General features: G+C 64.1%; 16 protein-coding genes and 1 pseudogene. All 17 read left to right on the plus strand.

Annotated features, from left to right (window positions below; all coding sequences use genetic code 11):
* Positions 1 to 73 precede the first annotated feature (73 nt).
* On the plus strand, positions 74 to 1,243 hold the full coding sequence (locus C7438_RS01055; RefSeq protein ID WP_170143461.1) for a S1C family serine protease: 1,170 nt from the start codon (positions 74 to 76) through the stop codon (positions 1,241 to 1,243).
* An 8-nt stretch (positions 1,244 to 1,251) separates the two neighbouring features.
* Positions 1,252 to 1,974, plus strand: a pseudogene (locus tag C7438_RS09590) (RluA family pseudouridine synthase); the annotation flags it as partial.
* A gap of 277 nt (positions 1,975 to 2,251) precedes the next feature.
* The gene (gene lpdD, locus C7438_RS09330) at positions 2,252 to 2,659 is read left to right on the plus strand and encodes a prenylated flavin chaperone LpdD (RefSeq protein ID WP_245956403.1); all 408 of its coding nucleotides are present in this window, start codon (positions 2,252 to 2,254) and stop codon (positions 2,657 to 2,659) included.
* 37 nt (positions 2,660 to 2,696) lie between these two features.
* Positions 2,697 to 3,200, plus strand: coding sequence for a cyclic pyranopterin monophosphate synthase MoaC (gene moaC / locus C7438_RS01065; protein ID WP_121443502.1), 504 nt, complete (start codon positions 2,697 to 2,699; stop codon positions 3,198 to 3,200).
* A 110-nt stretch (positions 3,201 to 3,310) separates the two neighbouring features.
* Positions 3,311 to 4,555 carry a molybdopterin molybdotransferase MoeA gene (locus C7438_RS01070; RefSeq protein ID WP_170143462.1) on the plus strand — a complete coding sequence of 415 codons (1,245 nt, stop codon included), beginning with the start codon at positions 3,311 to 3,313 and terminating at the stop codon, positions 4,553 to 4,555.
* A 148-nt stretch (positions 4,556 to 4,703) separates the two neighbouring features.
* On the plus strand, positions 4,704 to 5,201 hold the full coding sequence (locus tag C7438_RS01075) for a molybdenum cofactor biosynthesis protein MoaE (RefSeq protein ID WP_121443504.1): 498 nt from the start codon (positions 4,704 to 4,706) through the stop codon (positions 5,199 to 5,201).
* Positions 5,202 to 5,207: 6 nt separating this feature from the next.
* Positions 5,208 to 6,095 carry a twin-arginine translocase subunit TatC gene (gene tatC, locus C7438_RS01080; RefSeq protein WP_121443505.1) on the plus strand — a complete coding sequence of 296 codons (888 nt, stop codon included), beginning with the start codon at positions 5,208 to 5,210 and terminating at the stop codon, positions 6,093 to 6,095.
* Between the two features lie 45 nt (positions 6,096 to 6,140).
* Positions 6,141 to 6,395, plus strand: a complete 255-nt coding sequence (locus C7438_RS01085) for a MoaD/ThiS family protein (RefSeq protein WP_121443506.1) — start codon at positions 6,141 to 6,143, stop codon at positions 6,393 to 6,395.
* A 397-nt stretch (positions 6,396 to 6,792) separates the two neighbouring features.
* Positions 6,793 to 7,566, plus strand: coding sequence for a formate dehydrogenase accessory sulfurtransferase FdhD (gene fdhD, locus C7438_RS01090; protein WP_121443507.1), 774 nt, complete (start codon positions 6,793 to 6,795; stop codon positions 7,564 to 7,566).
* Positions 7,567 to 7,589: 23 nt separating this feature from the next.
* Positions 7,590 to 10,706: a formate dehydrogenase-N subunit alpha gene (gene fdnG / locus C7438_RS01095; RefSeq protein ID WP_121443508.1), complete on the plus strand. Its 3,117-nt coding sequence runs from the start codon at positions 7,590 to 7,592 to the stop codon at positions 10,704 to 10,706.
* A 27-nt stretch (positions 10,707 to 10,733) separates the two neighbouring features.
* Positions 10,734 to 11,516, plus strand: coding sequence for a 4Fe-4S dicluster domain-containing protein (locus C7438_RS01100; protein WP_211322003.1), 783 nt, complete (start codon positions 10,734 to 10,736; stop codon positions 11,514 to 11,516).
* Between the two features lie 55 nt (positions 11,517 to 11,571).
* Positions 11,572 to 12,276: a cytochrome b/b6 domain-containing protein gene (locus C7438_RS01105; protein ID WP_121443509.1), complete on the plus strand. Its 705-nt coding sequence runs from the start codon at positions 11,572 to 11,574 to the stop codon at positions 12,274 to 12,276.
* Positions 12,277 to 12,441: 165 nt separating this feature from the next.
* Complete coding sequence (locus C7438_RS01110) at positions 12,442 to 13,320, plus strand: formate dehydrogenase accessory protein FdhE domain-containing protein (protein WP_121443510.1); 879 nt, start codon at positions 12,442 to 12,444, stop codon at positions 13,318 to 13,320.
* Between the two features lie 38 nt (positions 13,321 to 13,358).
* Positions 13,359 to 13,961, plus strand: a complete 603-nt coding sequence (gene mobA / locus C7438_RS01115; protein WP_121443511.1) for a molybdenum cofactor guanylyltransferase — start codon at positions 13,359 to 13,361, stop codon at positions 13,959 to 13,961.
* Positions 13,962 to 14,101: 140 nt separating this feature from the next.
* Entirely contained in the window at positions 14,102 to 15,022 is a 921-nt protein-coding gene (locus C7438_RS01120) for an ABC transporter substrate-binding protein (protein WP_121443512.1), read from the plus strand.
* A gap of 6 nt (positions 15,023 to 15,028) precedes the next feature.
* Positions 15,029 to 15,727, plus strand: coding sequence for an ABC transporter permease (locus C7438_RS01125; RefSeq protein WP_121443513.1), 699 nt, complete (start codon positions 15,029 to 15,031; stop codon positions 15,725 to 15,727).
* A gap of 44 nt (positions 15,728 to 15,771) precedes the next feature.
* Positions 15,772 to 16,479, plus strand: a complete 708-nt coding sequence (locus C7438_RS01130) for an ATP-binding cassette domain-containing protein (protein WP_245956405.1) — start codon at positions 15,772 to 15,774, stop codon at positions 16,477 to 16,479.
* The last annotated feature ends 137 nt before the right edge of the window (positions 16,480 to 16,616 follow it).

Here is a 16,616-nt window from a genome sequence, read left to right on the forward strand (position 1 = left end):
CGGCTTCGGCATGTGGGCTTTGCGTTGCACTACGGGGAAGTCCGGGGGCCGACGGGGAAAGAGGTGGGTTGCGGTGTCTTGGAAGCCGGTGAACGGGGGTCGTAAGTCGGCGTCGGAAGTTGCGCGTACGGGCATCATCCTCTTTCTTCTCGTATCTTTTTCCGCGGCCGCGGGGTACGGCGTAGCGTGGCTCAAGGCGAACCATGCCCACTCTTTTTCCCCCGGAGATCCGAGCGGAACGCCCGGGGCTTTCCCTTCGTTTGACCATGCGGCGGCCGTCACCGACGGCACCGTGGTGAGCATTGTCGGAAAGCGAAAGGGGGAGGCAGGCCGAGAGGAGGAGTACTACGCTTCCGGGGTGTTCGTCGCCCGGGAAGGCGGGATGGCCTTCATCGCTACGAACGCCCACGTCGTCGAAGGGGCGACTTCGCTCGAAGTTCGCGTAGGCGGAAACGAGGGGCAGAAGGTGGTCGCTGAGGTCGTCGGCTACGACCCACTCACCGACCTCGCGGTGCTCCGCGTCCCGATTCGCTACGCGCAAAACGTCGCCGTTTGGGGCGATTCCGACGCGCTGCGCAAGGGCGAGTGGGTCATGGCCCGCGGCTCTGCCCTCGGGCGGTACCTGGATACGGTGACGCACGGGATCGTCTCCAATCCCGCGCAGCCGCTTCCGGTGTACCTGGGTCCCGAGGATCGGGGACCGGATTGGGAACTCAAGGTGATCCAGGTGGACGCCCCGATGAACCGAGGGTACTCCGGAGGTGCGCTCATCAACCTGAGCGGGCAGCTCGTGGGAATCAACGCCTCCAAGGTGATCGAACAGGGGGTGGAGGGCATCGCCTTCGCCATCCCGAGCAACGTCGCCCGGCCCGTCATCGAGGACATCATCGCGTACGGGTACGTACGGCGGCCGTACATCGGCCTCGTTGTCGACAACCTCATGAACCTCTCCGAGGACAACTTTCGCAACCTCCACCTCCCGGCGTCCGTATACCAGGGGGTGTACATCAAAGAACCTCCGCAAAAGCCGGCGGAAGATGCCGGACTCAAGCCCTTTGACGTGATCGTCGCCGTGGACGACACGCCCGTCACGGACAAGTTGCGGTTTCGCCAAGTCTTGTACACGAAGCGCATCGGGGACACCGTGACGCTCACCTTCTACCGCGGCAAGGTAAAGCTGACGACACAGGTCCACCTCCTGGAACCCCCGCAAAACTGGGTGCAGAAGAAGGAACGCATGTGAACCGCGATATGCGGGCGTTCGTCCCCGGAGTTTCGTTTCGGGTGAGCGCGTGGGAGGCGGGGAAGGACGTCCGCGCCTTCCTTCGCGGGAGGGGGTTTTCCAGGCGGCTCGTGCGTCAGCTTGCGGAGACGGGGGGTGTCCGCGTAGACGACCGCCCCTGGACGCCGGGAGGTCGGCCGTTCGTTTTGGCTTCGGGGCAACGCGTGGAGGTCGTCTTTCCGCCGCCGCCCGAAAGGCGCGTAGAGCCGGTTTCGCGTCCCGTGACCGTAGCCTACGAAGACGCGGACGTTCTCGTGGTCGATAAACCTCCGGGGCTCCTCGTTCATCCCCTCCCGTGGGAACGCGGGGACAGCCTCCTCGCCCGCGTCTACGCGTATTTGGTGTCGACCCGCGGTCCCGCGTGGTACCCGCACCTCGTGCATCGGCTCGACCGCCCAACATCCGGGCTCGTCCTCGTCGCACTGCACCCGTGGGCAAAGTACGCCCTTTCGCGCGCCCTTGCCGCAGGTCGGGTGCGTCGGGTCTACGCCGCCCTGTTGGCTGGAGACCTACCCGCCGATGCGGGGACGATCGAAGGGGGGATTCGCCGCCGGGAAGACTCCCTCCTCGTGCGCGAGGTGCACCCCCAAGGTCGGCCGGCGCAGACGTCTTTCCGGGTCGTACGGCGTTGCGGTCGGGCCACGTGGGTGCGGGCGGTCTTGGGAAGCGGCCGAACGCACCAAATTCGCGTCCACTTTTCCTCCTTGGGGCATCCCGTACTCGGGGACAGCCTGTACGGGGAGGCGATGGAGGCGGAGGGAACCGCCTCGTCCCCGAGGATCTCGGGGACGAAGGGTCGGGGGGAAGGCCCCCGGGATCCTTTCGCATCGCCCTGCACGCAGAGATCCTCCGCTTTCCCGACCTCCGCGGACGGGGGGAACACGCGGTCGTGTCGCCGGTGCCGGGCGATTTGCGCGCCCTCTGGGAGGAAATCTGCGGGCACGTGCCCGCGCCGGGGGAGGGTGGTGCGTGAGCGCCGAGGGAATGGGGATGCCGCTTCGCTTTTCCTGCGGCGATGGACCGTACCGCGTGGAGGCGCTTCTCGTCCATGCGGGCGAGGACGTGGTGATCGTGGTGGGCGGCGGAACCCGACCTCACGTAGGGGCCTTGGGAATTTTCGTTCCGGAAGAACCCGAGTCTTCGGGGAAGCCTTTCGTGCGGAAGGGACACCGGGAAGACGAGGTGGTGCGGCGTATCCTCCGGGCCGTCGAGAGTCGCGTGCGCGGCGCCGCGGTCGTGACGGCGGGGATCCACATCGACGCCGCCACACCCGGGGAAATTCGCCGCCTTCTCGCGCACGTAGATTGCCTTGCGGAGGACATCGCGCGCTATCTGGAGAGGAACCTCCGTGCGGCGGACAATCGAAAGGGGAGGTGAACTCCGTCCCCGCGCCTACGGCGGGACGGGTTCGAGCATGGAGCACGAACTGAGCCACATCGGAGAACACGGAAGGGCGCGCATGGTGGACGTCAGCGCGAAGCCGGAAACCGAGCGCGTTGCCGTTGCCGTGGCCCGCGTACAGATGCAGGCAGAAACCTTGCAAAGGATCCGAGAAGGGGGGATCGCCAAAGGGGACGTCCTCGCCGTCGCGCAGGTTGCGGGCATCTTGGCCGCCAAACGCACCTGGGAACTCATTCCCATGTGCCACCCCCTGCCCATCACCTCCGTGGACATCGATTTCGCCTTCTTTCCCGAGGAGCGCGTTCTCGAAATCCGCGCCGAGGTAAAGACGACGGCGAAGACGGGCGTGGAAATGGAAGCGCTTACGGCCGTGCAGGTCGCGGCGCTTACGGTGTATGATATGGTCAAGGCCGTCGACCGGACGCTCGTCCTCGGCCCCGCGTACCTTCTCGAGAAGCGGGGGGGAAAGTCCGGGGACTACAAGAGGACTGAGCCTCTTCCGCGCACGTGCGTCTAGAGCGAACAGCCTTCGGCCGCGTCGCGACGTTTGCCGGCAAAAGCCGAGGCGAGAGAATCGCTGCGCGGGAGGGGGCGCCAGCCAATCCAGCAGGAAGAGGGGTGTACCTTTTGCCCGTTACCGAACGTACGCCGATTCCCTACGAAGAAGCCCTCGCGAGGATCGTGGCCCACGTTCCTCCGCCAAAACCCGTAGAGGTACCGCTGGCGGAGGCGGCGGGCCGCGTGTTCCTCGATACCCTTGTGGCGGACTTTTCCCTTCCGCCGTTTCGCCGTGCCGGCGCCGATGGGTTTGCCCTCCGGAGCCGAGACGTCGAAAAGGCTTCTCCGGATCGTCCCGTTCGCCTGCGCATCGTGGCAGAACTCGCCGCGGGAAGGACGTACGATGCCCCGCTCGGTGCGGGAGAAGCCGTGCGCCTCATGACCGGCACGGCCTTTCCCGAAGGCGCCGACACCCTCCTGCGCCTCGAGGACGGAGAGGTCGAAGGCGACACGCTCGTCGTCCGCCGCCCGCTTCCCCCGGGACGCGATGTGTTTGAGGCGGGGGAGGACATCCGTCAAGGAGAAGTCCTCCTCCGTCCCGGCGATTTCCTCACTCCGGGGGCGATTTCCGTTCTTGCGACGTTCGGCCGAACGCGCGTGCGTGTAGGGCGCCGCCCCCGCATTGGAATTCTCGTCACGGGCGACGAACTTCTCGCCCCCGACGAACCGCTCGTCCTGGGCAAGATCCGCGAGTCCAACTCCTTCATGCTCGGGGCCCAAGTCGCTATGTTGGGTATGGGCGCCCACGTCTACGGTGTCGTTCCCGACGAACGGGAGCTCCTCTACGCCCGCGTCCGCTCGGCCCTCGAGGAAGTCGACGTGCTCATTACGACGGGGGGCGTTGCCGTCGGGGACTACGACTTGATCCCCGAGACGTTTCGGCGCGTGGGCGGAGAAATCCTCTTCGACCGCCTCGCCTTTCGTCCGGGACAACTCACGACGGTCGCGCACGTCGACGGGCGCATGCTCTTTGGGCTTTCGGGCAATCCCGGGGCCGCCTTCGTCGGTTTTTACATCTTCGTCCGCCCTTACGTCCTCGCGTATATGGGCCTTTCTCCGGAACGCGCCCTCCATCCCCGCGTTCCCGCCGTACTCGAGGAGGCGATCCCCGGACGCAGGCGCCTTCCCGTGTACGCCCGCGGGTGCTACCGCTGGGAGGGCGGTCGCATCGTAGCGCGAACGCTCGGGCCCGATTCCTCTTCGTACCTCTCCACCCTCGTTCGCGCCAACGCCCTTCTCTACCTGCCCGCGGGGGAAGACCTTCCCGCAGGGACGGAGGTGGAAACCGTCCTCCTCGACGTGGCGCCGCACTAATCGCCGACGGCGTACGCCGCCTGGACCGCAAAATGGCGGGATTCGGGCGGCGAACGTACGAGCTTTCCGGTTCGTCCGCTCGGTGAAAAGGGGTTTTCGCCCCGGGATCGACCACGGGCGAAGATGCGGAAAGGAGAGATCTGCGACGATGGAACGCCGGGAAACGGGAGGGGATGGGGAACTCCCCCTCTGGCGGGAGGTGGAATGGGGGCGCTTCGGGCTCGTTCGGGAGCCGATCGACCCCGGACCGCTCCTCGAATTCGTGACCCGTCCGGAGATGGGGGCGGTAGTCCTCTTTTTGGGCGTCGGCCGGGAATGGACGGAAGGGAAGCGCACGTTATCCCTCTCCTACGAGGCGTACGAGTCTATGGCGCTCAAGACCCTCGAGGAAATTGGCCAAGAGGTGCGCGCGCGTTGGCCGGAGGTACGGGTGGCCGTCGTCCATCGCCTCGGCCCGATCGCGATTTCCGAAGCCTCCGTCGCGATCGCCACGGCCTCACCCCACCGCGCGGAGGCGTATGCGGCCAACCGCTACGTGATCGACCGGGTGAAGGAAATCACGCCGATTTGGAAGAAGGAACACCGGGAGGACGGGGAGGCTTGGATTTTGGGGCACACTCCGGACGTGTCCCCAAAGGGCAGGTGAGGCGTCGTGTTTCGCAAACGCGAGGATCCCTACGGGCCGGAAAAGCGGATGACCCTCACGGAGCACTTGGGTGAGCTCAGGCAACGGCTCATCCGCATCCTCTTTTTCTTTCTCTTTTCCGCGCTTCTCGGGATTTTTCTCTCCAGCAAGATTCTCCCGCTTCTAAACCCCGTGGGGATTCAATGGTACGCCTTTGCCCCTTCGGACGCGATCGTCCTCTACCTCAAGGTGGGGATTTACTTCGCCCTGTTCGTGACCATTCCGTACGCCCTTTGGGAAATCTACCTCTTCGTCCGCCCGGGGCTCACGGAGGAAGAAGCGAGGATCGCCGTCCGCTACATCCCCCTCACGGTCCTCGCGTTCCTCGTGGGGATCCTCTTCACCTATGCGATCCTCTTTCCCGTCCTCTTTGACGTGCTCACCTGGTTCAACAACCTCCTCGATTTGCCCCTCCTCTTGAGCGCCAACGCGTACATCAGCTTCTTCTTCCGGCTCGCCTTACCGGTGTCGCTCATCTTCGAAGTTCCCGTAATTGTCCTCTTCCTCGGGCAGATCGGCGTCTTCGACCACGCCTCCCTCGTACGCCTCCGGCCTTACGTGTACTTTGCCGGGGCTCTCCTCGTCGTCTTCGGCTTCCGCGGCGATCTCCTGTCCAGCTTCTTTGCCCTCCTTCCGTTTCTCTTCCTCTACGAGTTGAGCGTCTTCGTCGCCTGGGTCGCCGAAAAGCTCCACCTGTACCGGGGAAAGACTCCTCCTCCTGCGGCGGGTGGGGGAGCGGCGCCCGAGGCGATGGGAGAAAGCGTCGGGCAGGAAAGGGGAGGGGGACCGGTCGGGAATACGCCTTCCGCTTCCTCGACTACGGAAGTCGTCTCTGATCCTACTCCTCGCCTGTGACGTTTCGCTTTTCCGCCCCGGTTTTCGTGAGGAGGTGGGGGCTCCGTGTCCGCTTCTTCGGTCCGCGTTCGCCTCTTTTCCGCCGTCGCGGAGCGCGTCGGCGCACGCGAGGTCGAAGTTCCCTACCGGGAAGGAATCACCGTAGGCGAAATCCGCTCCGCCCTCGCCGAGCGGTATCCCGAAGCTCGGGACCTTTGGGAGGTTTCCGCGTTTGCCGTAGACGAAGCCTACGCTTCGGACGAAGATCCGGTTTCTCCGGGGTCGCTCGTGGCCGTAATTCCGCCGGTGAGCGGGGGTTGAGCCCGGGCCGAGCGGCTTTTTTGTTTTTCGCATGTTTTTCATCCTTTCCGTCGCGGCGGGCACGAAGGTGCCTGCCGCGTTTTCGCGTTTTGGGGTTGTTTCTGGCAAAGGCGGGCGGGGTTGCTTTCCTTGCGCGTGGGCGGCGGTCGAGACTTTGTGAAAGGACGTTCATGAGAACGTTTCTCAGGTAGAATCCCCTCTCCTCTGTTCTTTTACAGGATGTACTTTTCTTCTCAATCCCGCAAGCCCGACTTTGTGTCCCGTTTTTGCGTACCTATTGTCGAACAAGGGGAGAAAAGGTAGAGTAAGGCTGAAGACGTGAAAGCGGTTACATTTCATTCGCTTTCCACTATGCCTATAGGGGTATTCTCGGTGCCCGCGGAGGAGGTGAAGGGCGATGAAGGGCATGCCCGAGGAGTACACGCTGGAGCTCGTCGTAGAGGGGGTCGCCGCGGGGTCGTTTCAAATTACGCCGGAGGATCTCGAGGATTGGCTTGCCGGCTTTTTGTACGCCAACCGGATGATCGAAACGGCTGAGGACATTCGGGACGTGGAATTCGTGCGCCGCGGGTTCGTCCTCGAAGCCCGCGTGGCGCTTCGCGACCCGCTTCGTGCGCGGCGCGCCTGGGAGCGGGCGGGGCAAGAGCTCGCCCGGTTCATCGGCATCGGGGACGGGTGCGAAAGCTTGCGCTCGGCTTTGCGGGCATCGGAGATCTACCCCGTGCGCGGTGCCTGGCGCGGTACGATCGCCGAGATCAAGGACTACATGACGGCGATGGTGCGTTCCATGGAAAAGTACAAGGCCACGGGTGGGGTCCACGGGGCGGCCATCGTCACCCAGGGAGGGGAACTCATCCTTCGGGAAGACGTGGGACGACACAACGCGGTGGACAAGGTGATCGGCTACGCCCTGCGGCACGGGATTCCTGGGGAGGAAATTCTCCTCCTCGGAACGGGGAGGCTCACGCTTCAGATGATCCTCAAGGCGGCTCGCTATGGCATCGGGGTCGCGGCTTCGCGCAGTGCGGCGACGCATCAGGCGGTCCTCCTCGCAGGAGAACTCGGGATGGACGTCCTCGGCTACGTCCGCGGCGGCAACGCGATCCTCTACACCTCGGGCGGCCGGCTCGAGGGGGACAAGGTGGGAAGCGAGCTCGCCAGCTCACTCTAAACGCGACTTGAGGGGGGAGTTCCATGGCCGTCATCACGCGGCGCGAATTTTTGAAGCGTGCGGGATTTGCCGTGACCGCCGCATCGATCTTTGGCCTTTCGGGAGCGCAGAAGGCCTTTGCCCGAACGGCGAAGATCCAGCTCGACATCAAGAAGGGCAAGACGTACCCGACGGTGTGCCCCTACTGCTCCGTAGGATGCGGAATGCTCGCCACGTCCGTGGACGGGAAGATCGTCCACATCGAGGGCAACCCCGACAGCCCGATCAACCGCGGCGCCCTGTGTTCGAAAGGGTCGGCCGCCCTCCAGCTCGTGAACAACCCCGCGCGCAATACGAAGGTTCTCTACCGCCGCCCCGGGGGGACGGAGTGGGAAGAGAAGCCGTACGATTGGGCCCTCGACCGCGTCGCCCAGCTCATCAAGGAAACGCGCGACCGCACGTTCGTCGAGAAGGACAAGGACGGAAACCTCATCATGGCCACGCCGGCCATCGCCCACCTCGGCGGTTCGACGAACGAAAACGAGTGGCTCTACCTTCACATCAAGCTCCTGCGCGCCCTCGGACTCGTAAACGTCGACGACAACGCCCGCCTCTGCCACGCCTCCACCGTTCCCGCCCTCGCGGCTTCCTTTGGACGCGGGGCGATGACCCTCGCCGTGCAGGACCTCTACAACAGCGACGTAGTCGTCATCATGGGGTCGAACATGGCAGAGAACCACCCCGTGGGCTTCCGCTGGGTGCTCAAGGCCAAGGAGGAGCGCGGGGCTAAGCTCATCGTCGTCGACCCGCGCTTTACGCGCACCGCTTCCGCGGCGGACAAGTATGTGCCCATCCGGCCGGGGACAGACATCGTCTTCCTCGGGGCGCTCGTGAACTACATCTTGCAAAACGACCTGTACTTCAAGGAATACGTCGTGAACTACACGAACGCCCCCTTCCTCGTGAACGAGAACTTTAAGGATACGGAAGACCTGGAAGGGCTTTTCGTCGGCTACGATCCGGAGAAGGGCGCCTACAACCAGAAGCTCTGGGACTTCGAGCGCGAGGAGCTCGTGCCCTCCTCTCAAGAGCCCAAGACGCTCACGGAGCGCGTCGCGCAAAAGCTCCGCGTCGGGCGGCCGAAGCGTGACGATACCTTACAGCATCCGCGCACGGTCTTCCAGATCTTGAAGCGCCACTACAGCCGCTACACGCCAGAAATGGTGGAAAAGATCTGCGGAGTATCCAAAGAGGATTTCCTCTACGTCGCCAAGACGCTCGCGGAGGTAGGTCGGCCGGACAAGACGGCGGCATTCGTCTACTCCATGGGCTGGACGCAGCACACGGTAGGCGCGCAGATCATCCGGACCTCGACGATCCTCCTCGGACTCTTGGGGAGCATCGGGCGCCCCGGCGGGGGGATTGCCGCGATGCGCGGGCACTCCAACGTACAGGGCGCCTCGGATTTCCCACTTCTCGCCAACTACCTCATGGGGTACATCGCCTTCCCGCAGAAGGGTGCCAACAGCCTCGAGGAGTACCTCCTCAAGGTGACGAAGCCCACGGGGTGGTGGGCGAACACGCCGAAGTACGTCGTGAGCCTTCTGAAGGCGTGGTTCGGCGAACACGCGACGGCCGAAAACGACTTCGGCTTCAACTCGCTCCCGCGGGCCTTCGGAGACCACACGATCTTCGGGATCCTCGACCAGATGCGCCAGGGGATCGTCGAGGGTCTCATCCAGATGGGGCAAAACATCGCCACGAGCGGGCAGCACGCCTCGTTCATTCGCACGGACGCCCTGCCTAAGCTCAAGTGGATGGTGATCGTCGACCCGTTCCTCACGGAGTCGGCGACCTTCTGGAAGGACGCGCCAGAGGTCAAAGAAGGGAAGCTCAAGCCCGAAGAAATCCAGACGGAGATCTTCGTCTTCCCTGCGGCCGCCTTCGCCGAAAAGTCCGGGAGCATCACGAACACTGGGCGCACGGCGCAGTGGCGAGAAAAGGCCGGCAGGTCGCCGGGAGACGCCCGCGGCGATCTGTACTTCACGTACGAACTCGGGAAGCGGCTCAAGAAGCTCTACGCGAACAGCACGAACCCGCGCGATTGGGCGATCCAGCACCTCACGTGGGACTACGAGGGGAGCGACCCGAACGAAGGGCCGGACATCCTCAAAATTCTCAAGGAGATCAACGGCTACAACGTGGCCGACGGCTCCCACGTGAAGAGTTTCCTCGAGCTCAAGGACGACGGCTCCACGGCGTGCGGGAACTGGATCTACGCGGGGATCTACCCCGACCCCAAGACGAACCGCGCCGCCTCCCGCGATCCCCAGGGGCGCTACGCCTTGAACTGGGGCTTTACATGGCCGGCAAACCGCCACATCCTCTACAACCGCGCCTCCGCCGACCCGAACGGGCGTCCGTGGGCGGAAAACAAGAAGCTCATCTGGTGGGACGAGGCGCAAAAGAAGTGGGTCGGAGACGACGTTCCGGACTTCCCGGCGGCCAAGGCGCCCACCGCCGAGGCGAAGCCCGACGGGATCGGCCTCGACGCCCATTCCGGACGCGATCCATTCATCATGATGGCCGACGGACGTTTGGGGATCTTTGCCCCGCTTGCCGACGGACCGCTTCCGACGCACTACGAACCCGTGGAGACGCCCGTGGGGAACCTCCTGTATCCCAAGTACCCGCACAACCCCGTGACCGTCTACTACAAAAAGATCCCGCGGAACGTCCTCCACGGCGTGGCGAACGAGAAGTACCCGTACATCATCTCGACGTACCGCCTCACGGAACACTGGCACGGAGGCGCCATGTCACGCAACCTCCCGTGGCTTTCGGAGCTCATGCCCGAGCTCTTCGCGGAGATTTCGCCGGAACTCGCCAAGACAATCGGGGTGAAGAGCGGCGACTGGGTGGAGATCACCACCGAACGCGGCCGCGTGCGCGCCCGTGTCCTCGTCACGCGGCGCATCCGCCCCTACGTCGTCGACGGCCGAGTCTACCAGGTCGTGGGGCTTCCGATCCACTGGGGGTACGCCGGAGCGGTGGTGAAGGGCGACATCACGAACAACCTGACGGCAATCGTCGGCGAGCCGAACTCGCGCATCCACGAATCCAAGGTCTTCACGTGCAACATCCGCAAGGTCGAAGGCTAAACGCGGGAGCACGAGGGGGTGTCGGCGTTGGGAGCTAAGGGGATGCTCATCGATACGTCGTTGTGCATCGGATGTAAAGCGTGTCAGGTGGCCTGTAAGGAGTGGAACGACCTCCCCATGGAAGAGCACATCGGCTTTTCCGGGGACAGCTACGACAACACGCTCCGCCTTACGGCGACCACCTGGCGCCACGTGAAGTTCATCGAGCAGTTCGACGAAAACCACAACGGACGCTGGCTCTTCCTTTCCGATTCCTGCAAGCACTGTACGGACGCCGCGTGTATGAATGTCTGCCCGACCGGCGCCATCGTGCGCACGGAGTTCGGATCGGTGTACGTGCAGGAGGACGTGTGCATCGGCTGCGGTTCGTGCGAGCGGGCCTGCCCCTTTGGCGTGATTCACGTAGACGCCAAAAAGCACGTGGCGCAAAAGTGCACGCTCTGCTACGACCGACTGCAACACGGGATGCAGCCGGCGTGCGCCCAAGCCTGTCCAACGGACGCGATCCAGTTCGGCGACGTGGACGAGCTCCGGAAGCACGCCCGCGAACGCGTGGCCCAGCTTCAGGCGCGCGGCGAGGACAAGGCGCGCGTGTACGGCGAGGACATCGCCGGCGGGCTGAACGTCTTCTACATCCTGTTGGACGAGCCCAAGGTGTACGGCCTGCCGGAAGAGGTTTCCGTGCCGAACCGCGAAAACGAACTTCCCGTCCTCGGCGTCGTCGGTGCCGTGGCGGCGGGACTCGTCGGCCTCGCCGCCCTCGCGGACGCGCGGACGGATGCGCCGACGATTAAGGAAGAAAGCGAGTGAGCGCGGAAGGCGGTAAACCCGCACGAAAACGCGGTGGAAACGGGGGTGGCGGCCAATGGCCGAGACGCGGCGGTGGATTCTCAAGCATCGCCTGCCGAGTCAGACGATGCACTTTCTCCTCCTTCTCTCTTGGTTTACGCTTGCGGTAACGGGGTTTGGGGTAAAATTCGGGTGGGTGAGCGGACCTACGGCGGTGTCCTTCATCCAGTGGCACGTATACGCCGGGGCGCTTCTCACCTTTGCGTCTCTCGGGTACGTTCTCTTTGCCTGGCGGAGCTTTACCGCCCTCGTGCGCGAGATGTTCACCTGGGATCGCGATACGTGGCTGTGGTGGACGAACCTGGGCGGGTACCCGCAGAAGATCCTCCGCCTTGGGAAGCCCAAAGAATACCCGCAGACGAAGTACAACGCAGGCCAAAAGTTCTTCGGGGTCGTCGTTCTTTTGGCCATTCCCACCGTGATCGTTACGGGGTGGCAGATGTACTTCTTCCCCGGCGCGTTGCCGCACGTGTGGAATAAGATCTTCTTCGACGTACACGTGTGGTTTACCCTCTTCGTGACGCTCTTCGTGCTCGTAGTCCACATTCCCCTGGCTCTCTACCTCTTCGACGACTTCAAGGGGATGTTCCGGTTCGGAGCAGGGTACGTTCCTTTGGAGTTTGCCGAGGAGCACAGTCCGAAGTGGGTGAAGCAGGTGCTCGCCCGAGAAGAAGTCCCGCATACCCGGGGAACCGGCGGGAAGGTCGCAGGAGAGGCGTAACCTCGTCCTCTTAAGGAGCAAAGGGAAAAAGACGATTCCCCAAAGGGGCTCCTCGTCTACCGGACGGGCGAAGGAGACGGAGGAGCCCCGCCCTTCTCTCTCTGCGGGAGGCGCGTCGGGGCGATTTCCGGGTCGAGTGAGTAAGCGTCTAAAGGAGCGACGGACGTGGACGTACAGCGCATTGTGCAGATGTGGGAGACGATGCCCTTTCCCGAAGAAATCAAGGAAGACGAAGGTTTTGCAAAGCTTCGGGAAGCGTACGTCGACCTTCTCGGGGTGTATGCGGCACACCCGTTTGCCGCTTCGGTTCCCCGGGTGCCCGAAGAAGAAGTTCAAGCGCACCTTCGGGCGGGAACGCCACTTCTTCGGGCGATCGAAGCCTCGGTCGATTTCTCCCACGCGGAAAGTCTGCTTCCGCTCGTAGCCGCCTGGGAAGGGTTTTCCGAAGAAGTGCGCGCTTCGCTTTGGGAGGTCCTGGAGAAGACTTTACCCGCGGAGCGCCTTGCGCTCCTCGCCGCGGCGTGGGCGGGGGAGGGAGCTGCCGTTCACGAAGCGGCAGAACGCCTGGAAGTGCAGCCTAAGGCGCTCGAGGCGTGGCTCTTCTTCGCCTTGTACCCGACGCGTGTGGCCGTACGGGAGGCGTGGCTGGGCAAAGATCGGGTACCCCTCGAGGTTTGGGGCCACGGGAGCTGCCCCTTCTGCGGCGCCCTTCCGCACTTGGGAGAGTTCGTGGGGGACCGAGGCGAACGGGTTCTCCGTTGTCCGAGCTGCGGCGCCGCGTGGGAGTTTCCGCGGCTTCGCTGTCCCGCCTGCGGCGAGGACGACCCAAATCATTTGGAAGTCCTCTTCTTTGACGTGGATCGCGACAGGGTTCGCGTCGACGTGTGCGATCGCTGCGGCCATTACGTAAAGGGGATTCCCGCGCTCGAACTCTCCGACCCGTTCGAGCTCCTCCTCCTGGACGCCTTTACCTACCCCTTAGACGTCGCCGCCGAAGAGGAGGGTTACGGGAGGCCCCAGGCGGAGGAAGGTCGAGATCGGTAGGGATCTCGCCCTCCAAAGTTCGAGAAGGAGGGAGGCGCGTGCGGAGCGCGTGCATCTTGTCCGGCGGCAAATCTTCGCGCATGGGGCGCAACAAGGCGTTTCTCCCCGTCGCCGGGCTTCCCAACATCCGCCGCATCGTGGAGACCTTGCGCCCGCACTTTCCGGACGTCTGTCTGGTCACCAACGATCCGGAAGCTTACGAAGACCTCGGCCTTCCCATGACACGCGACCGCTACCCGGGACAGGGTCCTGTAGCCGGCGTACACGCGGGACTCCTTCTCGCCCGCTTCGATCGCGTCTTCGTCGTGGCAAACGACATGCCCTTCGTCTCCGCGGAGGTCGCCCTTCGCCTGGTGGAGCTTTCTGAAGGATACGACGCCGCGGTCCCCGAAGTGGGCGGTCAGGTGCACACCCTATATGCGGTGTACCGCAAAGAAACGGCGCCGCACTTCGAAGCCGTGCTCCTCGAAGGGCGGCGGCGCATGGTCGACGTGTACGAACGAATCCGTGTGCGCTACGTCCGGGCGGAAGAGCTCGGGCTCACTCCGGAGGAGGCGGAACGCATCTTCTTCAACATGAACACGCCCGAGGAGTACGCCCGCGCCCTCGCGTGGACGGAAGAGGGGGAAGTCCAGAAGTAACCCGCGTTTGGGATTCTGGGTGTCGGGGAGTTTTGTTGTCTAAGTCCCGCAGGAAGGCTCCCGCCGCGGACAAGATGTAGGGTCCTACTACAAGTATTCCGACGAAAAGAGGCACACAAACGACGAATAGGGGGTTCCGCATGTTCCGAACGATCGCGGGCAAGCGCCGCTGGGCGGTCGCCGCCCTTGTCTTCTGGTTTGCCGTCTTTGGAGCCCTTGCCGGCTGCGGCAAGTCGGCCCCTGCCGGGACATCCCCGGAAACGAAGGCTCCGTCCGCGGAAACGCCGCAACCGGCGCCCGCCGTGCGGGACGTCGTCCTCGCGACGACCACGAGCACGCAGGACACGGGCCTTCTCGACTACCTCGTACCGATCTTCGAAAAGCAAACGGGCTACAAGGTCAAGGTCGTCGCCGTCGGCACGGGGCAGGCGCTTGAGATGGGGAAGCGGGGCGAAGCCGACGTCCTCCTCACGCACGCTCCCGCCTCCGAAAAGCCGCTCGTGGACGACGGCACGGTGACGAACTACCGCCTCGTCATGCACAACGACTTCGTCCTCGTCGGTCCCCCTAACGACCCGGCCAAGGTCAAGGAAGCCCAAGACCTGAAGGCCGCCATGAAGGCAATCGCCGCCTCCGGCGCGGGCTTCGTCTCCCGGGGCGACGATTCGGGTACGCACAAGAAAGAACTCGTCCTCTGGAAGGCGGCCGGCGTCGATCCTAAGGGACAGGCGTGGTACAGAGAAAGCGGTACGGGGATGGGGCAGACGCTCCTCATCGCCAACGAAAAGCGCGCGTACACCTTGACGGACCGCGGTACGTACCTCGCCTACAAGAACAAGCTCGACCTCGCCATCGTCCGCGAGGGCGACAAGGACCTCCTCAACATCTACCACGTCATGCAGGTGAACCCCGAAAAGTACCCCAAGGTGAATGCGGAGGGTGCCAAGGCCTTTGTCGAGTTTCTCGTGTCGCCCGAGACGCAAAAGCTCATTGGCGAGTTCGGCGTCGACAAGTACGGGCAGCCCCTCTTCTTCCCCGACGCGAAAGAGGGGAAGGAGTAAAACGCTGTGGATCTCGTGTGGTCGGGACTCCGCGAGGCGGTGCGGATTCTCTTGGCCCGAGACCCGGAAATCTTCGCGATCTTCGGGCTCTCTCTCCGCATCGCGGTTTGGGCGCTCGGGATCAGCCTCCTCATCGGCCTTCCGCTGGGCGTCCTCCTCGGCGTCGTGCACTTTCGCGGCCGCGGGGTGCTCCTAAGCATCTTTAACGCCGGAATGGGGCTTCCGCCCACGGTCGTCGGGCTGTGGGTGGCCCTTTTTCTCTGGCGGAACGGGCCTTTGGGCGCCCTGCGCCTCATCTACACGCCTGCGGCCATCGTCATCGCCGAGGTGATCCTCACGACGCCGATCCTCGTCGCCCTCGTCGCGGCGGCGGCTGCGGGTGCCAAAGAGCGGCTACACGAGTTCTTCCTCTCCTTGGGGACGACGCCGCCGACGTACCTCTACCTCCTCTTGCGGGAAATTCGCATGCCGCTTCTCGCTGCGGTGATTGCCGGCTTCGGACGGGTGATTTCCGAAGTGGGGGCGGCGATGATCGTCGGCGGCAACATCCGCGGGGAAACGCGGACGCTCACGACGGCGATCGTACTCGAGGTGTCGAAGGGGGCATTCGACCGGGCGCTGGCAATCAGCTTTCTCCTTCTCGCCCTGTCTTTCGCCGTCACCGCATTCCTCACCTACCTCCAGCACCGCGTCCGGGAAGGTTGATCGCGGAATCCGGGTTGCGAGGCGTTGCCGAAGGGGGGATCGCCGTGGGAGACGTCCTCCGCGTGCGCGGGGTGCGCGTCGTACGCGCCGGACGTGCCATCTTGGACGGAATCGACCTCCACCTCGCCGCGGGGGAGCGTCTCGGTCTTGCGGGCCCAAACGGATCGGGAAAGACGACGCTCCTCAAGGTCCTCGCCCTTCTTCTTACGCCGACGGAAGGGGAACGCGAGGTGTTCGGCGTACCCGTAAGCCGCACCGTTCCGACAGAACTCCGCCGGCGCATGGCCGTCGTCTTTCAGGATCCGCCGCTTCTTACGGGTAGTGTGCTGGCGAACATCTACCTCCCTTTGCGCATTCGCGGCCTGGGCCGGAACAAGGCAAGGGAAGAGGCGTACGCCTGGCTCGAGCGTTTTGGGCTGGAAGTCTTTGCGGGACGAAGCGCCCGCTCCCTCTCGGGTGGGGAGCGGGCGCGCCTCGCCCTCGCCCGCGCGCTGGCGCTGCGGCCGGAGGTGCTCTTTTTAGACGAACCCTTTGCCGCCGTAGACGTCACGTCGCGTGCGCCCCTCAAGGCGACCCTCCGGGAGATCCTGCGAGATCAGGGGACGAGCCTCCTCCTCATCAGCCACGACTACCGCGACTTGGAAGACCTCACGGAGCGCACGGTCGTCCTCGTGCGCGGTCGCGTGCTCGCCGCCGGCCCGACGGCAACCTTACGGCGAGAACATCCTCTCGTGCGCGAGCTCTTTCCCTGAAGCCGAGGCGGTGCCGAACGATCGAAACGGTTCTCACCGAGTAAACGCTTTCAGGAAGAAATAGGGTATAATGGCAAAGAGAAACACCCCCACCCGTATTGCGGCTTTCGACGTCCCGGCACCCGTTTCCTCGAAAC

Source organism: Brockia lithotrophica (assembly GCF_003633725.1).
In the GTDB taxonomy this organism is placed as follows: Bacteria; Bacillota; Bacilli; order Thermicanales; family DSM-22653; genus Brockia; species Brockia lithotrophica.